General features: G+C 70.1%; 18 protein-coding genes and 1 riboswitch. Of the genes, 6 read left to right on the forward strand and 12 right to left on the reverse strand.

The annotated features are described in order from the left end of the window. Positions 1–8: 8 nt before the first annotated feature. Positions 9–227 carry a hypothetical protein gene (locus H9L17_RS10300; RefSeq protein WP_187569367.1) on the reverse strand — a complete coding sequence of 73 codons (219 nt, stop codon included), beginning with the start codon at positions 225–227 and terminating at the stop codon, positions 9–11. An 11-nt stretch (positions 228–238) separates the two neighbouring features. Further along, a complete protein-coding gene (locus H9L17_RS10305; protein WP_187569368.1) occupies positions 239–1558 on the reverse strand; it encodes an efflux RND transporter periplasmic adaptor subunit in 1320 nt (439 codons plus the stop codon). A gap of 159 nt (positions 1559–1717) precedes the next feature. Between H9L17_RS10305 and glmS the strand changes: the two genes are divergently transcribed. Next, positions 1718–3565 (forward strand): glutamine--fructose-6-phosphate transaminase (isomerizing), encoded by a 1848-nt coding sequence (glmS, locus tag H9L17_RS10310; RefSeq protein WP_187569369.1) that lies wholly within the window; start codon positions 1718–1720, stop codon positions 3563–3565. 136 nt (positions 3566–3701) lie between these two features. Further along, entirely contained in the window at positions 3702–5024 is a 1323-nt protein-coding gene (locus H9L17_RS10315; protein WP_187569370.1) for a thymidine phosphorylase, read from the forward strand. 9 nt (positions 5025–5033) lie between these two features. On the opposite strand, the gene H9L17_RS10320 is transcribed toward H9L17_RS10315, so the two are convergent. Continuing rightward, positions 5034–5444: a cytidine deaminase gene (locus H9L17_RS10320; RefSeq protein ID WP_187569371.1), complete on the reverse strand. Its 411-nt coding sequence runs from the start codon at positions 5442–5444 to the stop codon at positions 5034–5036. A gap of 196 nt (positions 5445–5640) precedes the next feature. Here H9L17_RS10320 and H9L17_RS10325 point away from each other — a divergent pair, with 196 nt between their 5' ends. Together H9L17_RS10325 and H9L17_RS10330 are read left to right on the forward strand one after the other, a co-directional pair. Beyond that, complete coding sequence (locus H9L17_RS10325) at positions 5641–6402, forward strand: EAL domain-containing protein (protein WP_187569372.1); 762 nt, start codon at positions 5641–5643, stop codon at positions 6400–6402. Between the two features lie 19 nt (positions 6403–6421). Further along, complete coding sequence (locus tag H9L17_RS10330) at positions 6422–7345, forward strand: bestrophin family protein (RefSeq protein ID WP_187569373.1); 924 nt, start codon at positions 6422–6424, stop codon at positions 7343–7345. Between the two features lie 9 nt (positions 7346–7354). Here the strand turns inward: H9L17_RS10330 and fdhD are convergent, their stop codons facing one another. From fdhD to H9L17_RS10370, 8 genes are all read right to left on the reverse strand, one after another. Then, positions 7355–8173 carry a formate dehydrogenase accessory sulfurtransferase FdhD gene (gene fdhD / locus H9L17_RS10335; RefSeq protein ID WP_187569374.1) on the reverse strand — a complete coding sequence of 273 codons (819 nt, stop codon included), beginning with the start codon at positions 8171–8173 and terminating at the stop codon, positions 7355–7357. Positions 8174–8183: 10 nt separating this feature from the next. After that, positions 8184–10469: an FdhF/YdeP family oxidoreductase gene (locus H9L17_RS10340; protein WP_187569375.1), complete on the reverse strand. Its 2286-nt coding sequence runs from the start codon at positions 10467–10469 to the stop codon at positions 8184–8186. A 158-nt stretch (positions 10470–10627) separates the two neighbouring features. Beyond that, positions 10628–11143, reverse strand: a complete 516-nt coding sequence (locus H9L17_RS10345; protein WP_246455218.1) for a ferritin-like domain-containing protein — start codon at positions 11141–11143, stop codon at positions 10628–10630. A gap of 142 nt (positions 11144–11285) precedes the next feature. Next, positions 11286–11483: a CsbD family protein gene (locus tag H9L17_RS10350; RefSeq protein ID WP_187569377.1), complete on the reverse strand. Its 198-nt coding sequence runs from the start codon at positions 11481–11483 to the stop codon at positions 11286–11288. Between the two features lie 103 nt (positions 11484–11586). Further along, positions 11587–12201 carry a BON domain-containing protein gene (locus tag H9L17_RS10355; protein ID WP_187569378.1) on the reverse strand — a complete coding sequence of 205 codons (615 nt, stop codon included), beginning with the start codon at positions 12199–12201 and terminating at the stop codon, positions 11587–11589. 281 nt (positions 12202–12482) lie between these two features. Beyond that, on the reverse strand, positions 12483–14345 hold the full coding sequence (btuB, locus tag H9L17_RS10360; protein ID WP_187569379.1) for a TonB-dependent vitamin B12 receptor: 1863 nt from the start codon (positions 14343–14345) through the stop codon (positions 12483–12485). A gap of 132 nt (positions 14346–14477) precedes the next feature. Beyond that, a riboswitch (cobalamin riboswitch) is annotated at positions 14478–14715 on the reverse strand. Positions 14716–14741: 26 nt separating this feature from the next. Next, positions 14742–15140: a TfoX/Sxy family protein gene (locus tag H9L17_RS10365; protein ID WP_187569380.1), complete on the reverse strand. Its 399-nt coding sequence runs from the start codon at positions 15138–15140 to the stop codon at positions 14742–14744. Next, entirely contained in the window at positions 15137–15622 is a 486-nt protein-coding gene (locus H9L17_RS10370; protein ID WP_187569381.1) for a GAF domain-containing protein, read from the reverse strand. Before H9L17_RS10370 ends, H9L17_RS10365 begins: the two co-directional genes overlap by 4 nt. A 38-nt stretch (positions 15623–15660) precedes the next feature. On the opposite strand from H9L17_RS10370, the gene H9L17_RS10375 reads away from it, so the two are divergent. Further along, positions 15661–16404: a TMEM175 family protein gene (locus H9L17_RS10375; protein WP_187569382.1), complete on the forward strand. Its 744-nt coding sequence runs from the start codon at positions 15661–15663 to the stop codon at positions 16402–16404. Further along, on the forward strand, positions 16401–17078 hold the full coding sequence (gene bioD / locus H9L17_RS10380) for a dethiobiotin synthase (RefSeq protein ID WP_187569383.1): 678 nt from the start codon (positions 16401–16403) through the stop codon (positions 17076–17078). Before H9L17_RS10375 ends, bioD begins: the two co-directional genes overlap by 4 nt. 380 nt (positions 17079–17458) lie before the next feature. Here bioD and H9L17_RS10385 read toward each other — a convergent pair whose 3' ends face one another. Next, complete coding sequence (locus H9L17_RS10385; protein ID WP_187569384.1) at positions 17459–20635, reverse strand: efflux RND transporter permease subunit; 3177 nt, start codon at positions 20633–20635, stop codon at positions 17459–17461. Between the last annotated feature and the right edge of the window lie 4 nt (positions 20636–20639).

The raw sequence follows: 20639 nt of genomic DNA on the forward strand, positions 1-20639 counted from the left end.
GTGTCGTGTCAGGAAATGCGGAAATGCGGCGCCAGCGCGTCGGCCGGCAGGTAGCCGGAGGCGGGGCGGCCGCGGCGGCGCGGGGTATTGGCGCAGGCCGGCGCGTCGCCGGCGCTGAAGGCGAACAGTTCGCTCAGGCGCGGCGGCACCGCGTCGGCGAGCTGCGCGGGCGACCAGCGGAAGTGCGGGGCGCGGGACTGCGGATGGCGTGTATCGAAAGCGTGCATGGTCGTTGTCCTCAGTTGCCGGAGATGCGGACGCGTTCCGCGTTGTCGAACTGGTCGGTGCCCGAGACCACGATGCGGTCGCCCGCCTTCAGGCCCGAGACGATTTCCACGTAGGAGAGGCTGGACGCGCCGGCGCGGATCGGACGGCGCACGGCGGTGCTGCCGTCGACCACCCAGGCGACGTTGCCGCCGTCCTGTTCCAGGAACGGACCGCGCTCCACCATCAGCACGTCGCGGCGGGTGTCCATCACGATGCGCACCGACAGGCGCTGGTTCTGGCGCAGGCCCGGCGGCTGCCTGCCTTCGGCGAAACGCACGCGCGCGGTCACTTCGCCGTTCACCACTTCCGGCGACACCGCGGCGATCTCGCCGGCGTACTGCGCGCCGTTGGCGCTGATCTGCGCCGGCATGCCGATGCCGAGGTCGCGGGCGAAGCTTTCCGGCACCTTGATCTCGACCTCGAAGCGGCTCAGGTCCACCACGCTCAGCACCGGCCCGTTGGTGGCGACCTGGGTGCCCTGCGGCACCTGCACCTGGCCGACCTGGCCGTCGAACGGCGCGCGCAGGGTCAGCACGTCGACCTGCCGGCGCGCCTCCTCGACCACCGCGCGCTGGCGCTGCGCCTGCAGCTGCTTGTTGCGTGCGTCCAGGCCGGCGCCGGCGCTCTGCAGCTGGAAATCCTTGCGCGCGGCGGCCAGGCCGATGTCGGCCTTCTTCATCCCGTCCTGCGCGCGGGCCAGGTCGTTCTGCGGCACCGCGCCGCCCTCGAAGGCGCGCTGGTAGCGCTCCAGGTCGCGCAGCGCGGCGGTGCGCTCCACCGTCGCCTGGTCCAGCGCGCGCTGCGCGTTGGCGCGGGCGATCTGCGCGTCGAGCACGGCGCGGCTGGCTTCCGCCTCCAGGCCGGCGAGGGTGGATTCCTCCTGCACCAGCTTGCTGCGCAGTTCGGGGCTGTCGATCACCGCCAGCGCCTGGCCCTTGGTGACCTTGTCGCCGGCCACGATGGACAGGCGGACGGTGCCGGCGGCGATGGCGTAGAGCGTGGGGCTGTTGGCGGCGATGACCCGGCCCTCGGCGCTGAGGTCGCGCACCAGGTCGCCGCGCTTCACCTCGGCGATGCGGATGCGCGAGGCATCGAAGGAGCGCGCGCCGCCCAGCCAGCCCGACACCACCCAGCCGGCCAGCGCCAGCACGGCGATGCCGCCGGCGGCGGCGATGGCGATCCGCTTGCGCGGAACGCCGCGGCGCGCGGTGGCCATGACCTGGTCCTGGCCGGAGGTGTCGCGGATGCCGCGGCGGGGTTGCGAGGCGTCGGGGGTGTTCGGCTTGTCCATGCCCTCCCTGTAGCAATCCGCGTGCCAAATCCAAACTATTGATTTGCATGGGGATTTTTCGCGTCCGCAGTGTCCGCGCGGACGCCGGGCCCGTCCGCGCGGACACGTCCGCCCCGGCAGCGACTAAACTTCCCGTTCACTCCAAGGAGCACTGCCCGCATGTGCGGAATCGTCGGCGCGATCGCCCACCGTGATGTCGTCCCGCTGCTGGTCGACGGCCTGAAGCGGCTGGAATACCGCGGCTACGATTCGGCCGGCATCGCGGTGGTGGTGGCCGACGAAGTGCGCCGCGTGCGCCGCACCGGCCGCGTCGCCGAGATGGAATCCGCCGCGCTCGCCGAAGGGCTCGACGCGACCCTCGGCATCGGCCACACCCGCTGGGCGACGCACGGCGGCGTCACCGAATCCAACGCGCATCCGCACATCAGCCACGGCGAGCTGGCGCTGGTGCACAACGGCATCATCGAGAACCACGAGCAGCAGCGCGAGCGCCTGCGCGCGCTGGGCTACGAGTTCACCTCGCAGACCGACACCGAAGTGGTGGCGCATCTGATCCACCACCACCGCGCGCAGGGCGCGAGCCTGCTCGGCGCGTTGCAACAGGCGGTGAAGGAACTGCACGGCGCCTACGCGCTGGCGGTGATCGACAAGCGCGACCCTTCACGGCTTGTCGCCGCGCGCATGGGCTGCCCGCTGCTGGTCGGCCTGGGCGAGGGCGAGAACTTCGTCGCCTCGGACGTGTCCGCGATCGTCTCGGCGACGCGGCGGGTGATCTTCCTCGAAGAAGGCGACACCGCAGAACTCACCTGCGACAGCGTGCGCGTGTTCGACGCCAGCGATGCGCCGGTGACGCGCGAGGTGCACGTCTCCGACGTCTCGCTGGCCTCGCTGGAACTCGGCCCGTACCGCCACTTCATGCAGAAGGAGATCCACGAGCAGCCGCGCGCGATCGGCGACACCGTGGAGGGCATCCTCGACGCCGGCGGCTTCGACGCGGCGCTGTTCGGCAAGGACGCGGCGCAGGTGCTGAATGATGTGGAGTCGGTGCAGATCCTCGCCTGCGGCACCAGCTACTACGCCGGCCTGACCGCGCGCTACTGGATCGAGGAACTCGCCGGCCTGCCCTGCGCCGTGGACATCGCTAGCGAATACCGCTACCGCAGCGTGGTGGCGAACCCGAAGCAGCTCATCGTCACCATCTCGCAGTCCGGCGAAACCCTGGACACGATGGAGGCGCTGAAATACGCCAAGGCGCAGGGGCAGGCGGCATCTGATGAAAGCCGAACGCTGTCGATCTGCAACGTGCCGGAAAGCGCGATCCCGCGCGCCAGCCGCCTTGTCTTCTACACCCGCGCCGGCGCCGAGATCGGCGTCGCCTCGACCAAGGCGTTCACCACCCAGCTGGTGGCGCTGTTCGCGCTGGCGGTGGCGCTGGGCAAGCTGCGCGGACGCGTGGACGACGCACGCGAGGCCGCGCTGCTCGACGACCTGCGCCACCTGCCGGGCAGCGTGCAGCATGCATTGAACCTGGAGCCTCAAGTGGCGTCGTGGGCCGAGAAGTTCGCGCCGCGCCAGCACGCGCTGTTCCTCGGCCGCGGCACGCACTATCCGATCGCGCTGGAAGGCGCGCTCAAGCTCAAGGAAATTTCCTACATCCACGCCGAGGGCTACCCGGCCGGCGAGCTGAAGCACGGCCCGCTGGCGCTGGTGGACACGCAGATGCCGGTGGTGGTGATCGCGCCGAACGACGCGCTGCTGGAAAAGGTGAAGTCCAACATCCAGGAAGTGCGCGCGCGCGGCGGCGAGATGTTCGTGTTCGCCGACGCCGACAGCAGCTTCAGCGAATCCGACGGCGTGCACGTGATCCGCACCCCGCGCCACGTCGGCATCCTCTCGCCGATCGTGCACGCCATCCCGGTGCAGCTGCTGGCCTACCACGTCGCGCTGGCGCGCGGCACCGACGTGGACAAGCCGCGCAACCTCGCCAAGAGCGTCACCGTCGAATAAGCCGCCGCAGGTTGTCCTGGATCAAGGAGCACGCGCCGCGCGCTGCCTAGGCTGACGGTGCCGGTCGTCGGCTGCCGCTGCCTGCTTCGATGTCGCTTCGCACGCTTCCGCGCGGCCAGCGCCGCGCCTTTTCCGCATGAACGCCTGGCCCGCCGCCGCGCTGCTTCGCGCCAAGCGCGAAGGCCGCCGTCTCGATGCCGCCCAGTGGCAGGCGCTGGCCGAAGGCATCGCCCGCGAGGACTGGAGCGAAGGCCAGATCGGCGCGCTGGCGATGGCGATCGCCTGGCGCGGGCTGGACGCGCGCGAATGCCGCGACTTCACCTTCGCCCTGCGCGATTCCGGCCACCGCCTCGACTGGCGCGGCCTGCCCGGCCCGGTGCTGGACAAGCATTCCACCGGCGGCGTGGGCGACTGCGTGAGCCTGGCGCTGGCGCCGCTGGTCGCCGCCTGCGGCGGCTTCGTGCCGATGATCTCCGGGCGCGGGCTCGGCCACACCGGCGGCACCCTGGACAAGCTGGAAAGCCTGCCCGGCTACGAGGCGAATCCCGCTCCCGCGCGCCTGCGCCGGATCGTGGCGGAGGTGGGCTGCGCCATCGTCGGCCAGAGCGCCGACCTGGTGCCGGCCGACCGCCGCCTGTATGCGGTGCGCGACGTCACCGCCACCGTGGACGTGCCGGAGCTGATCGTCGCCTCGATCCTGTCGAAGAAGCTGGCCGGCGGCGCGCAGGCGTTGGTGCTGGACATCAAGACCGGCAGCGGCGCGCAGACGCCGGACATGGCGGCCGCCGAAGCGCTGGCGGCGCGCATGCGGGCGGTGGCGGAAGGCAGCGGCCTGCGGCTGGCGATCGCGCTGACGGACATGGGGCAGGTGCTCGGGCACGAGGCCGGCAACGCGCTGGAACTGCGCGCCGTCCTCGATCTGCTCACCGGCGGCCGCGCCTGTCCGCGCCTGCGCGCGCTGGTGTTCGCGCTGTCCGCCGAACTGCTGTGCATGGGAGGACTGGCCGCGGATCGCGGCGAAGCCGATACGCGGCTGGAAGGCGCATTGGCGAGCGGTGCGGCGGCCGAATGCTTCGCGCGGATGGTGGCCGGACTCGGCGGCCCGCGCAATCTGCTGGAGCATCCGCAGCGGCATTTGCCGCAGGCGCCGGTGCTGCGGCCGGTGGTCGCGGACCGCGAGGGATTCGTGCAGGCCATCGACGTGCGCGCGCTGGGCGAATGCGTGGTCGATCTGGGAGGAGGCCGGCGCACGCCGGGTGCGGCCATCGACCATGCGGTGGGGCTGGCCGAGGTGCGCGGGCGTGGCGAGCGCATCGCGCGCGGTGACGTGCTGGCCGTCGTGCATGCGCGCGGCGAAGCCGATGCCGACGCTGCTGCGGTGCGAGTGCGCGCGGCGTTCGCCCTGGACGAAGAGCCGCCGGCACCGATCGCGCCGTGGCGCTGGCTGGCCGCCGATTGACGCGGAGGGTTACCGCGACGGCAGGATGAAGCGGAACGGCAGCAGTTCGCCCGCCTTCACTTCCATCCAGCCGTCATCCGACTGGCGGAACGTCACCGCCGCGTCCGCGCCGAACTCGATCAACGACTGCCGGCAGGCCCCGCAGGGCGAAACCGGCAGCGCCGCGCCATCGCTGCCGAACGCGGCCACCGCGATGGCCTGCAACCGGAAGCCCGGCCCTTCGGCCTGCACCGCGGCGGCGATGGCCGCGCGCTCGGCACAGCCGCCGACCGGATAGGACGCGTTCTCGACGTTGCAGCCCGTATACGCGTGGCCGGCGGCCGAGCGCAGCGCGGCGCCCACGCGCAGCTTCGAATAGGGTGCGTAGGCCTGATGCGCCGCCTGCACGGCCAGCGTGCGCAGGAAATCGAGATCGTGCATCGCGGATCTACCCGGAAGCGGGCGGCCATGGTGGCATGCCGGAGCGTACGCGCATAGGCAACCATTACAGAAGCGCTGTCTGTGTTTGCACCGGGAACGCTATACCATCGTGCAGGGCATCGACCGTTGCGACGGCGCGCGGCATCCGGTGGGTGCCGGGCAATCGATCGGTCGAACCGCCCGAACGGGGACGAAGATGGATCGACAGGGCGAACTCACCGCGCAGCGCGTGCACCAGGCCATCCTGGGCGATGAGCTGTACCTGGAATACATGCCGACCATCGATTTGCAGGACGGCGAGCGCTGCGTGGGCTGCGAGGCGCTGGTGCGCTGGCGGCGCGGGCAGGAGATCGTGCGGCCGGACCAGTTCGTGCCGGTGGTCGAAAACACGCCGGTGTCCGGCCTGCTGACCTACTGGGTGATCCACAAGGTGGCCGAGGAGCTGGGCGACTGGCTGCGCCGGCATCGCAGCGCGCACGTCGGCATCAACGTGCCGCCGGAGGTGCTGGGGCGCGGCGGACTGGAATACGCCTCGCGCAAGGCCAGCCTGTTCGACCTCCGCCGGCAGATCATCCTGGAGATCACCGAGCGCGGCGTGCCGGACCGGCTGGGCCTGAACGAGCTGGTGGACCTGGCCGACGAGGACGTGCTGGTCGCGGTGGACGACATGAACACCGAAGAGAGCAACTTCATCCTGCTGTCGCGGCTGCCGCTGCCGATCATCAAGCTCGACAAGCGCTTCGTCGACCGGCTGGACGAAGCACCGGTGCGCCGCCGGCTGGAGGAAATCGCCACCTTCATCCGCATCGGCGACCACTACGTCATCGCCGAGGGGGTGGAGCGCGATGCGCAGGCCGCGCTGCTGCGCGGCGCCGGCGTGCAGTACGCGCAGGGCTGGCTGTTCTCGAAGTCGATCCGCGCGGCCGAGTTCATCGCCTTCCACGCGGCGCGCCAGTAGCGGCCACGCCATACACGCCATGATCGTCCGACCCCGCAATCCCAATTCGCCGCGCACGCTGATCTTCACGCTGAACGGCTCGATCGTGCCGGTCATCTGGCCGCGCGTGCTGTACACGATGCTGCTGGCGGTGCTGGTCGTCCTCGCCGAGCGCCGGGGGCTGGTCGCGCCGTTCACGCTCGACGCCGCGCCGCTCACGATGCTGGGACTGACCCTGGCGATCTTCCTCGGCTTCCGCAACAGCGTGGCCTACCAGCGCTGGTGGGAGGCGCGCACGCTGTGGGGCGAACTGGTGAACGTCACCCGCGACCTGGCGCGGCAGGTGCGCTCGTTCATGCCGGCGCTGGCGGCGGAGGAACGCACGCTGCTGGTGCGCGGCACCATCGGCTTCGCCCACGCGCTGCGCCATCACCTGCGCGGCAGCGATCCCGCCGGTGATCTGCGCGTGTGGTTGCCGCCCGACGTCTTCGCCGCGGCGATGGCCGCGCCCAACCGGCCCAACACGGTGCTGGGCTGGCTGGGCGAGCGCCATCTTGCGGCGGCGCGCGGCGCGGGCCTGGACGGCATGCTGGCCGCGCGCATCGACGAAGGGCTGGGCAAGCTGTCGCACGTGCTCGGCGGCTGCGAGCGCATCGCCAACACGCCGATGCCGTTCGCCTACATCCTGCTGCTGCACCGCACCGTGCACGTCTACTGCTTCATGCTGCCGTTCTGCCTGATCGGCGCGATGGGCTGGCTGGCGCCGCTGGCGGTGGGGATCATCGCCTACACGTTCTTCGGGCTGGATGCGATCGGCGAACAGATCGAAGACCCGTTCGACCGGCTGCCGAACGACCTGCCGCTGGACACGCTGTGCCGCTCCATCGAGATCAACCTGCTCTCGCTGCTGGGCGAGGACGAGCTGCCGCAGCCGCTGCTGCCGGAGAACGGCACGCTGCTCTGACGCGGACCGTCAGGGCGACGCCGCCTCCTCGGGCCGCGCATAGACGTTGCAGCCGCCGGGCCGGGCGAAACCGACCAGGCACATGCCGGCGCTGCGGGCGAGGTCGATGGCGAGCGCGGTCGGCGCGGAGATCGCGGCCACCAGCCCGATACTCGCGTGCGCCGCCTTGGCGACCATCTCGTAGCTGGCGCGGCTGGTCAGCAGCAGCATGCCGGCGTCCGGCGCGATGCCGCGCTTGCGCAGCGCGCCGATCAGCTTGTCCAGCGCGTTGTGGCGGCCCACATCCTCGCGCGACAGCGAGATGCGGCCGTCGGCATCGACCCAGAACGCGGCGTGCACCGCGCCGGTGGCAGCGTTCATCGGCTGGTGCCGCGGCAGCTGCGCCAGCGCGCGTTCCAGCAGGGCCGGATCGAAGCGGGCGACGCGTTGCAGGCGCGGCGGCGGGCGCAGGCTGTCCTCGAGCTCGCGCGTGCCGCAGATGCCGCAGCCGCCGCGCCCCGGCAGCAGCCGGCCGCGCTTGCCGTCCAGCGACGCGGCGCGCGCGCCGGGCGCGACCGCGATGCGGAGCTGGATGCCTTCGAGCAGTTCGACGGTCTCGATCGCGCGGATCTGATCGAGGTCGTCCACCAGGCCTTCGCTCAACGAAAAGCCGCGCGCGAAGTCGTCCAGGTCGGCGGGCGTCGCCATCATCACCGCGAACGGCACGTCGTTGTAGAGCAGCGCCACCGGCGCTTCTTCCGCGACCAGGTCGACGGCGCGCCCGCCGCCATCGCGCAGGCGCTCCACGTCGCGCAGCGCGACGCCCGGCGGAGTGTGCGCGATGTCCATGCCGTCGCCGTCAGCGCGCGGCGTCGACGCGCGCCACCCGCACCGGCACGGACTTGTACGAGGGCGTGCCGCTGGCCCTGTCGAAATGATCCAGCGGCACCAGGCAATTGCCTTCGGGGTAGTAGGTCGCCACCGAGCCGCGCGCGATCGGATAGGCCACGGCGACAACGCTGTCCATGCGCCGCTCCGCGCCTTTCCCGAACGCGGTCTCCACCCGCAGCGCGTCGCCTTCGGCGAGGCCCAGCGCGTCGAGGTCCTCGCGGTTCATGAACAGCACGTCGCGCCGGCCGAACACGCCGCGGTAGCGGTCGTCGAGGCCGTAGATGGTGGTGTTGTACTGGTCGTGGCTGCGGATGGTGGTGAGCGTGAGGATCGTGCCGCCCGTCGCGGCGTCCTCGCGCAGCCCGTCGAAGCGGAGGAACTGCGCCTTGCCGGACGGCGTGTTCCACACCCGTTGCGTCGGCGGCAGCGGCAGGCGGAAGCCGCCGGGGATGCGGATGCGCTGGTTGTACTGCACGAAATCGGGAAAGACCGCTTCGATGGCGTCGCGGATGCGGTCGTAATCCGCCACCAGCTCCGCCCACGGCACCTTGCTGTGCGGCAGCGTGGCCATCGCCATGCCGGCGACGATGGCGGGCTCCGAGCGCAGCGCCCCGGAGGCCGGCTTCAGCTTGCCGCGCGAGGCGTGCACCATCGACATCGAATCCTCCACCGTCACCGCCTGCGGGCCGCCGGCCTGGATGTCGCGCTCGGTGCGGCCGAGGCAGGGCAGCAGGAAGGCGTGCTTGCCGGTGAGCAGGTGGGTGCGGTTGAGCTTGGTGGCGACGTGCACGGCGAGGTCGAGCTTGCGCATCGCGGGCAGGCAGGCTTCGGGATCGGGCAGGGCGACGGCGAGGTTGCCGCCCAGGCAGATCAGCGCCTTGGAGGAACCGGCGACGATGGCTTGCATCGCGGCGACCGCGTCGTGGCCGTGCGCGGCCGGCGGCGCGAAGCCGAAGGTGTCCTCGATCCGCCGCAGCAGGTCGGGGCCGGGCTTCTCGGTGATGCCGACGGTGCGGTCGCCCTGCACGTTGGAATGGCCGCGCAGCGGGCAGATGCCGGCGCCGGGCTTGCCGAAGTTGCCGCGCAGCAGAAGAAGGTTGGCGATCTGCTGGACGTTCTGCGTCCCCGTGCTGTGCTGGGTGATGCCCATGCCGTAGGTGACGATGGTCGCGTTGGAGCGCGCGTAGGCTTCGGCGACCTGGCGCAGCGCGTCCTCGGGCAGGCCGGAGACGGCTTCGATGTCCTGCCACGACGCCGCGCGCAGGTCGGCCGCGAGCGCCTCGAAGCCTTCCGTGTGTTCGGCGATGAAGGCGCGGTCGAGCACGGTGGAATCCGGGCCGGCCGCCGCGTCCAGTTCCAGCAGCGCCTTCATGACGCCTTTCAGCGCCGCGGCGTCGCCGCCGATCTTCGGCTGCAGGTAGGTCGAGGCGATTTCGGTTGCGCCCAGCGTCGCCATCTCCACCGGGCTCTGCGGATCGGCGAAGCGTTCCAGCGCGCGTTCGCGCAGCGGATTGAACACGATGATCGGGACGCCGCGCCGCGCGACCTCGTGCAGCGTGCCCATCATCCGCGGATGGTTGGTGCCCGGGTTGTGGCCCAGCGCGATCAGCAACTCGCAGTGGTCGAAGTCGTCGAGCGAGACGGTGCCCTTGCCGATGCCGATCGACTGCGGCAGGCCGACGCTGGTGGCCTCGTGGCACATGTTGGAGCAGTCGGGGAAATTGTTGGTGCCGTATTCGCGCGCGAACAGCTGGTACAGGAACGCGGCTTCGTTGGAGGCGCGGCCCGAGGTGTAGAACTCCACGCCGTTCGGATCGTCCATGCCGCGCAGCAGTTCGCCGATGCGGGCGAAGGCCTCGTCCCATTCGATGGCCTCAAAGACGTCGCGCTCGGCGTTGTAGGCCAGCGGGTGGGTCAGCCGGCCTTCGTTTTCCAGGTCGTAGTCGCTCCATTCCAGCAGCGAAGTCACCGTGTGGGCGGCGAAGAACTCCGGCGGCACGCGCTTGGAGGTCGCCTCCCACGTCACCGCCTTGGCGCCGTTCTCGCAGAACTGGAAGGTGGAGGTGTGCTTCTTGTCCGGCCAGGCGCAGCCGGGGCAGTCGAAGCCATCGGGCTTGTTGGTGCGCAGCAGGGTGACGGCGGCTTCCGGCGCGTCCATCTGTTCGCGGATGGCGCGGGCGGTGGCGCGCAGTGCGCCCCAGCCGCCGGCGGGCGCGTGGTAGGGGCGGATGCCGGGAATCTCGTTCTCGCTCATGGATCACCTCGCCTTGGCAGGCGGCGCGGGGCGCGGCCGGGCTGCGGCCATTGTGCGCCAAAGCGCCGCCGGGGCAATCCACGTCGATGGGCCCGGCGTCGCGTCGGGCCCGCAAGTTTCATGCGAGCCCGGCGCACGCCGCGCGCCGGGCCGGACGCTCAGGCTTTCGCCATCCAGTCCGAGAGTTCGTCCGCGTGTTCTTCCTCTTGGGCGAGGATCTCGCGCAGCATCCGCGACGTGGTGGGGTCCTTGTCTCCGATCAGCTGGATCATCTGCCGATACACCTCGATCGCCACGCGCTCGGCCACCAGGTTGGCCCGGATCATGGCCTGCAGTTCGGTGGAGGCGTCGTACTCGGCGTGGCTGCGCTTGCTCAGCGTGTCCGGATCGAGGTCGGGCGCGCCGCCGAGCTGGACGATGCGCTCGGTGATGCGGTCGGCGTGCGCCTGTTCCTCGTTGGCGTGAGTCAGGAATTCGTCGGCGATCGCCGGCGAGGCGAGGCCCTTGGCGGTGTAGTGGTGGCGCCTGTAGCGCAGCGTGCACACCCATTCGGTGGCCAGCGCGTCGTTGAGGAGCTTGCAGATCTCCTCGGCGTAGGGATGCACGCCGGGCGTCACCGCGCCGTCGGAAAGATTGTCGCGGGCCGCCTGCACGGCGGCTTCGTCGATGCGCATGGTCGGCGCAGCGGCCTTGTTCTTCTTGTCGTTGGTCATTGGTCGGCTCCGGTCGGGAACGTGGAAGGCCGATGCCTTCCCTACGGCATTAGGCCGCCTGCGCCGTCAAGGAAACGCGACGGACGCAGGCGGCCCGCGCGGATCAGAGCGAATCGATGAAGCTGTTCACTTCCCGCTTGGCCTCGTCCTTGGCCATGCCGTAGCGCTCCTGCAGCTTGCCGGCCAGGTATTCCTCGTTGCCTTCGGCGACCTGCACGTCGTCGTTGGTCAGCTTGCCCCAGCGCGCCTTGACCTTGCCGGTCACCTGCTTCCACTGGCCCTTGATGCGGTCCTCGTTCATGTCGTTCTCCTGATGGCGGCATCGTGCGGATGCCGCCGATGTGCTGGAAATCGGGGCGGCGCGGAAGCGTCCGCGCGCCCGGCGATGCGCGTCCGGCGCGGGATCAGTGCTTGGCGGTCAGGCCGCTGTCGTCGACCTGCTTGACGCCCTTCACGCTGCGCGCGGCGGCGATCGCCTTCTTCACGGTGAGGTCGCCGTCCAGCGCGCCGGTCAGGGTGACCACGCCATCGACGGTCTTGACGGTGACATCGTTGGCGGGAACGCCGGCGGTGGTGGCGAGTTCGGCCTTCACCTTGGCGGTAATCCAGGCATCGTCCACCGCCTGGCCGGCGCTGCTGCTGCGCTCGCTGCTGGCGTCGCTGGACTTCACCTTGGCGGGGTCGCCCACCTTCAGCCCGGCGGCGTCGACGTCCTTCACGCCCTTGACGCCGCGGGTGACGGCCACGGCCTTGTTCACCGCGGTTTCGGTCGGCAGCACGCCGGTCAGGGTCACCCGGCCGTCGGCGGTGTTCACGGATACGTCGTTGGCGGACACGCCGTCGGTGGTGACGAGTTCGGTCTTCACCTTGGTGGTGATCCACGCGTCGTCCACCGCCTGGGTGGCGCTGGAGGACTTGCCGGTGTCCTGCGCGTCCTGCGCGGCGGCCAGCGCGCTGCCGCTGCCGAACAGGAGCGCGCAGGTGATGGCGAGCGAAATGGGGGTGTGCTGGGTCTTCATGGTCCGGATCTCCTTGAGGATGATCGGCCGGGTTCCGCTGGCCGATGGGGGAATGGTCGCGCCGCCGCCGGACGGCGGATGTTGCCGGTCCGAACGAACGGGCATCCGCGAACGCAGATCGATGCGACACGGCGTTGCAGGCCGTGCCTGCGACGCGTTCCAAACTTACCGGCCGGATTGGTAAGGCCGCGTCATGGTCGCGCCGGGGTCGAAGAAAAAGGCCCGGCATCGCTGCCGGGCCTGTCGCATCCTTGCGCGCGTCCTTGCGGAGGAGGGCGTCCTTATTCGGGCTGCCAGCGCAGGCTGAGCACGAACTCGCGGCCGGGCTGGTTGTACCAGGCGCTGGTTTCGTAGCGCTTGTCGAAGGCGTTGACCACGTTCGCCTGCAGCGTCCAGCCGGGGGCGAAGCGCCAGGACACGCGTGCGTCGAGGGTGCCGTAGCCGCCCACGCGCAGGGTGTTGGCGGCGTCGTCCCAGCGCGCGGCTTCGGCGATGCCGGACACGCCGAAGCCCCAGGCGCCGACGTCGCGGTCGAGGTCGAGGCGCGCGCTGCGCTGCGGGCGGCGGGCGAGGCGCTTGCCGCTGTCCAGGTTGCGCGCGTCCAGCCAGCCGAGCTGGCCGCGCAGCGTCCATTCGCCGAGCGTGGCCGAGCCGGTCAGCTCGATGCCGCGGATGCGCGCGTCCTCGACGTTGACCGGCTTGAACAGCGAGGACTCCCAGGCGATCAGGTCGCTGGCGCGGGTCTGGTAGGCGTTGGCCTGCACGTGCCAGCCATCGCCGCCGCGCGCCAGCGACAGCTCGGTGCTGCGCGAGGTTTCCGGGTTCAGATCCGGGTTGCTGGCGCCGGGGTAGTACAGCTCGTTGAAGGTGGGCGCCTTGAACGCGGTGGCGTGGCTGGCGGTCACGCGCCAGCCCTCGGCGAAGTCCAGCCCCCATGCAATCCCGCCGGTGGTGTGGCCGCCGAACTGGTCGTTGTCGTCGCGGCGCAGGCTCAGCTGCAGGTCGTGCGCGCCGAAGTCTCCCTGGTACTGGGCGAACACCGCGCGGTTGCCGCGGGTGCGGGCGAACGGCGACCACGGATCGACCACGTTGGCAGCGTCGCGCAGCCAGTCGAAGCCGGCGCTCAGCAACTGGCCTTTCGCGACGCCGAAGTCGCCCTGCAGGCTCGCGCTGTCGCGGGTGGTGGTGTAGCGGTTGGCGAAGGCGCTGCCGATGTAGTTGTCGGAGTCGTCGGTGTTGCGGCCGGCGGTCAGCTTCAGCTGCATGGCCTCGGACGGCGTCCAGCGCACGCTGCCGCCCACGGTCTGCTGGACGATGTCGGAGTTGTCCTGGTAGTCGCCGTCGTAGTCGTTGTGGCCTTCGGCGCGGCTGGCGCGGGCGTCGAACTGCCAGGCTTCGCCGGGCGCGAAGTCCGCGCGCAGGGCGGCGCTGTTGTTGCGGTAGCCGTCGCGGTCGAGGTGCGTGCCCTGCTTGATGAAGCAGCCCGCGCCGGAGAAGTCGGTGTTCAGGTTGCCGTTGCAGGCGTTGATGCCGTCGGTGCCCTGGTGAGCCACGTCCACGCCCACGCCGCCGCGCTTGCCGCGCAGGTCGAGGCCGGCCGAGGCTTCGCGCAGGCCGTGGCTGCCGGCGGCGATGCGGGCGCGGCCGCGCACGCCTTCGGTCTCGCCGCGGCGGGTGAAGATCTGGATCACGCCGCCGATGGCGTCGGCGCCGTACAGCGACGAGCGCGGGCCGCGCACGATCTCGATGCGCTCGATTTGCGCCAGCGGGAGATCCTGCAGCGAGGTCAGGCCCGAGGTCGGCGAGCCCACGCGGATGCCGTCGATCAGGAACAGCACGTGGTCGGACTCGGTGCCGCGCATGAACAGCGTGGACAGCTTGCCCAGCCCGCCCTGGTTGACGATGGCGATGCCGGCGCGGCCGCGCAGCAGTTCCGGAAGCGAACGCGCGCTGCTGGCGTCGATCTGAGCGCGGTCGATCACTTCCACCGCCGCCAGCGCGGCGTCGACCGTGGTGGGGGTGCGGGTGGCGGTGACGACGACGGCGTCGAGATCCTTGGCCTCGTCGCCGTGGGCCAGCGCCAGCGAGGGCAGCAGCGCAAGCGCGAGGATGTTGAGGCGGAGCGGGATGGAGCGGAAACGCATGATGGGTTCTCCGGCGCGCACGCCCGCGCGCCCGTGGATGGAAGGGCGGCTGCGCTGCGGACGGAAACGGCGGACGAAGGCGATGCGCGTGCGGCACGGGCAGGCCGGCGTCGCGCAATGCCCGCCGCATCGCAACCTGACGTGTCCGTGGCCGGTCTCCGGGCTTGCGGGCGGACATCGGTCGATGTCCCGTCCGGCGCCTTCCCATGCCTGCATCGAACCGATGCGCGCACAGTGGCCGATGCCGGACTTGTCTCGCTTACCGTTGCGGGGGCAGCGCCGGACTGGATGCACCTGCGTGCAGCGTCACCGGCTTCCCGTTTCAATCCGCAGGCAGGGCCGGCGGATCACCTCGAACCCGGCAATTCTAGCGCAGCCGCGGGCGCGGCCGGCGGATCAGTCGCCGTCGTTCGATTCCGATCCGCCATGACGATCGTCGTCGGCGTACGCATCGAAAAGCGGCGCGAACGCGGGCGCGGCGGCTTCGTCGTGGTGGGTGGTGGTGACCGGCGCGGCGGCCGGACGACCGCGCGGCGGCGGCAGCAGCGCGATGGCCGCCTCGGCGGCCTGCACCAGTTCGGTGCGGCGCGCCTCCGGCACTTCCTGCCAGTGGCAGTCCTTCAGCGCGCCTTCCAGCGAGTACAGCAGGTTGAGGCTGGGCTTGAAGCCGGCGCGGCGCACCTTCATGTACGCCTCCACCGCGCCGACCGCGGCCAGGTCGTCCAGCGAGCGCAGGCCCACCTGGCGCAGCCAGGCGGCGGACTTCGGGCCGATGTTGCGCAGCTTCGCGCTCATTGCAGCGATTCCAGGAACGCCCGGGCGATCGCTTCCAGGCCTTGCTGGTCTTCAACGGAAAAGCGCGCGGGGATCGGACTGTCGAGGTCGAACACGCCGAGCAGCGCATCGCCCTGGTACAGCGGCACGACCAGCTCCGAGCGGCTGGCCGAATCGCAGGCGATGTGGCCGGGAAAGGCGTTCACGTCCTCGACGCGCTGCGTCTGCCGGGTGCGCGCCGCCGCGCCGCACACGCCTTTCTCCAGCGGGATGCGCACGCAGGCGGGCAGGCCCTGGAACGGGCCGACCACCAGCTCGGCGCCGTCGTAGAAGTAGAAGCCCACCCAGTTGAGGTCGGGCAGCGCGTGGTACACCAGCGCGGACAGGTTGGCGGCGTTGGCGATGCGGTCGCGTTCGTCGTGCAGCAGCGCGCGCGCCTGTTCCAGCAGCTGCGCGTATTGTTCCGGCTTGCTGCCGGTGAGGGCGGTGGCGGAGAAGCTCATCCGTCGAGTCTAGCAGCGCCGCACGCTATGCTGACGGGATGACGGGAGTTTCCGAACTGCGGCGCATGCCGGACGGGTTTCTGGAGCGCGGCGCGCAGGTGACGCGGCTGGAAGCGTTCGTGGACGCCGCGTTCGCGTTCGCGGTCACCCTGCTGGTGATCTCGCTGGACGCCATTCCGGACAGCATCCCGGCCTTGATGGAGGCGATGAAGGGCGTGCCGGCGTTCGCCGCCTCGTTCGCGCAGATCGCGTTCTTCTGGCATGCGCACGCGGGCTGGAGCAAGCGCTACGGCCTGGACGACGCGGCCAGCACCTGGCTCAGCCTGGCGATGGTGTTCCTGGTGCTGGTCTACGTGTACCCGCTGAAGATCGTCTACGGCGCGCTGTTCTTCTGGCTCAGCGCCGGCTGGTTCCGGGCGCCGGTGCCGTTCGGCAGCCTGGGCGACCTGGCCGCCATGTTCGCGGTGTACGGCATCGCCTTCGCCACGCTGTCGGCCTGCATGCTGGCGCTGTACGCGCACGCGTGGCGGCGCCGGGACGCATTGGGGCTGGATGCGGCCGAAGCGGCGATGACCCGGCGCAACGCCGCGGCCTGGTGCTGGCGCGTGATCGTGGCGCTGCTGTCGCTGCTGGCCGCCTGGATGCTGTCGCGCAGCGCCCGCGTGCCGATCTGGCTGACCGGCGCGCCGGGGATGGCGTATCTCCTGATGCCGCTGTCGCGCGTCTTCGCCTCCGCGTTCGAGCGCCGCGCGCGTGCCGGGACGCATCCGGAGCGGACGTGACCTTCCCGCTCTACGTCACCGGCACCGACACCGGCATCGGCAAGACCCTGTCGAGCTGCGCGCTGCTGCATGCGCTGCGCGGGCGCGGCCTGCGCGCGGCGGGGATGAAGCCGGTGGCGAGCGGTTGCGCGCGCATCGACGGCGAATGGCGCAACGAGGACGCGCTGGCCCTGCAGGCGGCGGGCGAGGCCGGCATCGCCTACGCCGACATCAATCCGTTCGCGCTGGAACATCCGCTGGCGCCGGAACTGGCCGCGCGCGATGCCGGCGTCGAAGTCGGATTTCAGCCGATCCTCGCTGCGTATGCGCGGCTCGCGGCGCGCGCCGACGCGGTGGTGGTCGAAGGCGTCGGCGGCTGGGCCGCACCGTTGTCGGCGTCGCTGATGCAGGCCGATCTGGTGCGCGCGCTGCGGTTGCCGGTGGTGCTGGTGGTCGGGCTGCGGCTGGGCTGCCTCAACCATGCGCTGCTCAGCGCGCGGGCGATCGCTGACGACGGCGTGCAGTTGGCGGGCTGGATCGCGTCGCATGTCGATCCGGCGATGGAGCGCGTCGAGGACAACCTGGCGATGCTGCGCGAGCGCTTGCCTGCGCCGTGCTGGGGCGTGCTGCCGCATGCGCCGGGTATCGATCCGGCATTGCTTGCACGACATCTGCGGATTGCCGAACACGTGTAGTCGCTTGTTTGCGCGGCATCCCGCGTGCGCCGCTGTGCCGGGCAGGAGGTTCGCCGCTTGGGGCTCCGCGTCCGGCTCCGATGCGCGGCCGCAGACCATCCATGGTCTGCTCGAACCTCCTGCCCGGCACAGCATCGCCCGATTTCTTTCGTGGTCGTGGTAGAGCTTTTTCGTCACGTGCGAGAACAGTTGGTGCCGCGTTGCCTGCCTTGGGGGGACGCTTCGAGCGCGCCATGGATGGCGCGCGGCCGCGCATCGGAGCTGGATGCGGAGCCCTAAGCGGCGAAGCTCCCTCCGGGACAGGCAACGCGGCCTCGCGACCCACAACGAAAACGCCCGGGTTTCCCCGGGCGCTTCGTCTTGCGTCATGTTCCAACCGATCAACCGTGTTGCGGCTCCGGCGGCGGCAGCTGCGATGCCTCCGCATCGGTGGTCTTGCCGGCGTCGTGCGCGTGGTCGCGCGCCAAGTACAGATAGAACGCCGGCAGCACGAACAGGGTGAACAGCGTGCCGATGGTCATGCCGGACACGATCACCACGCCCATCGAGAAGCGCGAGGCCGCGCCCGGGCCCTTCGCCAGCAGCAGCGGGATCATCGCGAACACCAGCGCGGCGGTGGTCATCAGCACCGGGCGCAGGCGGATGCCGGTGGCTTCCTCGATCGCCTCGCGCTTGGACAGGCCCTGTTCGATCTGCAGCTTGTTGGCGAACTCCACGATCAGGATGCCGTGCTTGGAGATCACGCCCACCAGCGTCACCAGGCCCACCTGGGTGTAGATGTTGATGCTCATGCCTGGGAACGCCTCGATGCCCATGAACTGCAGCACGTTGGCCGCCAGCGCCAGCACGTTCAGCGCCAGCAGCGCGCCGCAGATCGCCATCGGTACCGTGAGCAGCATGATCAGCGCGTCGCGGAAGCTCTCGAACTGCGCCGACAGCACCAGGAAGATCACCACCAGCGCCAGCGCCAGCGTCAGCAGCATCGCCGAGCCTTCCTGCTTGAACTGCCGCGACTCGCCGGCGTAGTCCACGCTGTAGCCCTGCGGCAGCACGTCCTTGGCCGCCTGGTCGAGGATCGCCAGCGCCTCGCCCTTGCTCACGCCGGGGCGAGGGGCGAAGGTGATCGACACCGCGTTGAGCTGCTGGAAGCGCTTGAGCGACTGCGGCTGCGCGCTTTCCTTCAGCGTCACCACGGTGGACAGCGGGATCAGCTCGCCGTCGCGGGTGCGGGTGTAGTAGTTCTCCAGCGCCGACGCGTTGAGGCGGTCGCTGCGCTGCACCTGCGCGATCACGCGGTAGGAGCGGTTCTGCATCGAGAACAGGTTGGAGTAGCCGCCGGCCAGCATCGCCGACATGTCGGCCGCCAGCGTGCGCATGTCGATGCCCAGCGTGGCCGCCTTGTCGCGGTCGATGTTGACCTCGATGCGCGGCTTGTCGATCTTCAGGTCCTTGTCGAGGAAGATGAAGCGCTTGCTCGCCATCGCCTTCTGCAGGATCGCGTCGGCCAGTTCGGACAGCTGCGACAGCTCGCCAACGCCGCCGATCACGAACTCGCCGCCGCCACCGCCGCCGCCCGCGCTGGGCAGCGAGGGCGGCACCAGCGCGAACACGTTCAGGCCGGTGACCTGCGACATCTTCGGCTGAAGCTCCTGCTGCAGCACCGCGTTGGTGGAGCGGCTGCGCTGGCTCCACGGCTTCAGCACGAAGCCGGCCATCGCGCTGGGGCTGGCGCCGCCGCCGCCGCCGAAGCCGCCGTTGAACAGGAAGTAGTCCTGCACCTCGGGCACGCCTTTGGCGATCTTGGTCACTTCCTCGGTGTAGCGCTCCACGTAGTCCAGCGTGGCGATGGGGTCGGCGCTGGCGACCGAGAAGATGAAGCCCTCGTCCTCCAGCGGCGCCGGTTCCTTCGGCGCGGTCATGTACAGGAACGCGCAGCTCACCAGCACGATCAGGCCGAACGCGGCGATCACCGACTTGGTCTCCAGCGCGCCGTGCAGCTTGCGCTTGTAGCCGTGGTGGAGCTTGTCGAAGCGGGTGTCCAGCCAGTTCTCGAACTTGCTCTTCGGATGGTCGGGATCGTGCGCCAGCAGGATCTTCGAGCTCATCATCGGGGTCAGCGTCAGCGCGATCACGCCCGACAGCAGCACCGCGCCGGCCAGAGTGAAGGCGAACTCGGTGAACAGCACGCCGGTCAGGCCGCCCTGGAAGCCGATCGGCAGGTACACCGCGATCAGCGTGGTGGTCATCGCCACCACCGGCCAGGCCAGCTCGCGCGCGCCGCGGATCGAGGCGTCGAACGGCGTCATGCCTTCCTCGATGTGGCGGTGGATGTTCTCCAGCACGATGATCGCGTCGTCCACCACGATGCCGATCGCCAGCACCATCGCCAGCAGGGTCAGCAGGTTGATGGTGAAGCCCATCAGCAGCATCAGGAACAGGCCGCCGATCAGCGACAGCGGTATGGTCACGGCGGGGATCAGCACGCTGCGCAGCGAGCCCAGGAACAGGTAGATCACCACGATCACGATGACCAAGGCCTCGATGATCGTGCGGATCACCTCGTTGATCGCGTCCTGGATCGCCTCGGTGCTGTCGTACGGGATGCTGGCCTGCATGCCCTGCGGCAGCTGCGGGATGATCTCGCCGTCCCAGACCTTGCGCACCGCCTTGATCACGTCCAGCGAGTTCGCGTCCGGGGCGACATAGATGCCCATGAACGTGGCCGACTCGCCGTTGATGCGCACCGAGGTGCCGTAGCTCTCCGAGCCCAGCGCCACGTCGGCGATGTCGCCGAGGCGCACGATCGCGCCGTCCTGCTCGCGCACGATCAGCTGGCGGAATTCGTCGGCGTTGCGCAGATCGGTGCGCGCGGTCATGTCGATGGCGACCATCTGGCCCTTGGTCGAGCCCACCGCGGCCAGCACGTTGTTGGACTGCAGCGCGTTGGACACGTCGCTGGCGGTCACCTTCAGCGCGGCCATCTTCTCCGGCTTCAGCCAGATGCGCATGGCGAAGGTGCCGGCGCCGAGGATGTCGGCGCGCTGCACGCCGTCCACGGTGACCAGCTTGGGCTGGATCACGCGGGTCAGGTAGTCGGTGATCTGGTTGTTGGTCAGCGTGTTGCTGGCGAACGAGACGTACATCGCCGCGATCTGCTCGCCCTGCTGCAGGTCGATCACCGGGTCTTCCGACTGCGGCGGCAGCTGCCCGCGCAGCTTGTTGACCTTGGCGCTGATCTGGGTGAGCGCCTCGCTGGGGTCCTTGTCCAGGCGGATGTAGGCCTGGATGGTGCTCATCCCGGCCGAACTGGTCGAGGAGATGTAGTCGATGCCCTCGGCGCTGGCGATCTCGCGCTCCAGCGGCGTGGTGATGAAGCCCTGGATCAGGTCCGCGTCGGCGCCGAAATAGGTGGTGCTGATGTTCACCACCGCGTTGCGCATTTCCGGGTACTTGCGCACGTTCAGTTCGCTGAAGGCGCGCAGGCCGAACAGCAGGATGAACAGGCTGACGACCATCGCCAGCACCGGCTTCCTGATGAAGATGTCGGTGAATTTCATGGGG

This window comes from Thermomonas brevis, assembly GCF_014395425.1.
Lineage (GTDB): Bacteria > Pseudomonadota > Gammaproteobacteria > Xanthomonadales > Xanthomonadaceae > Thermomonas > Thermomonas brevis.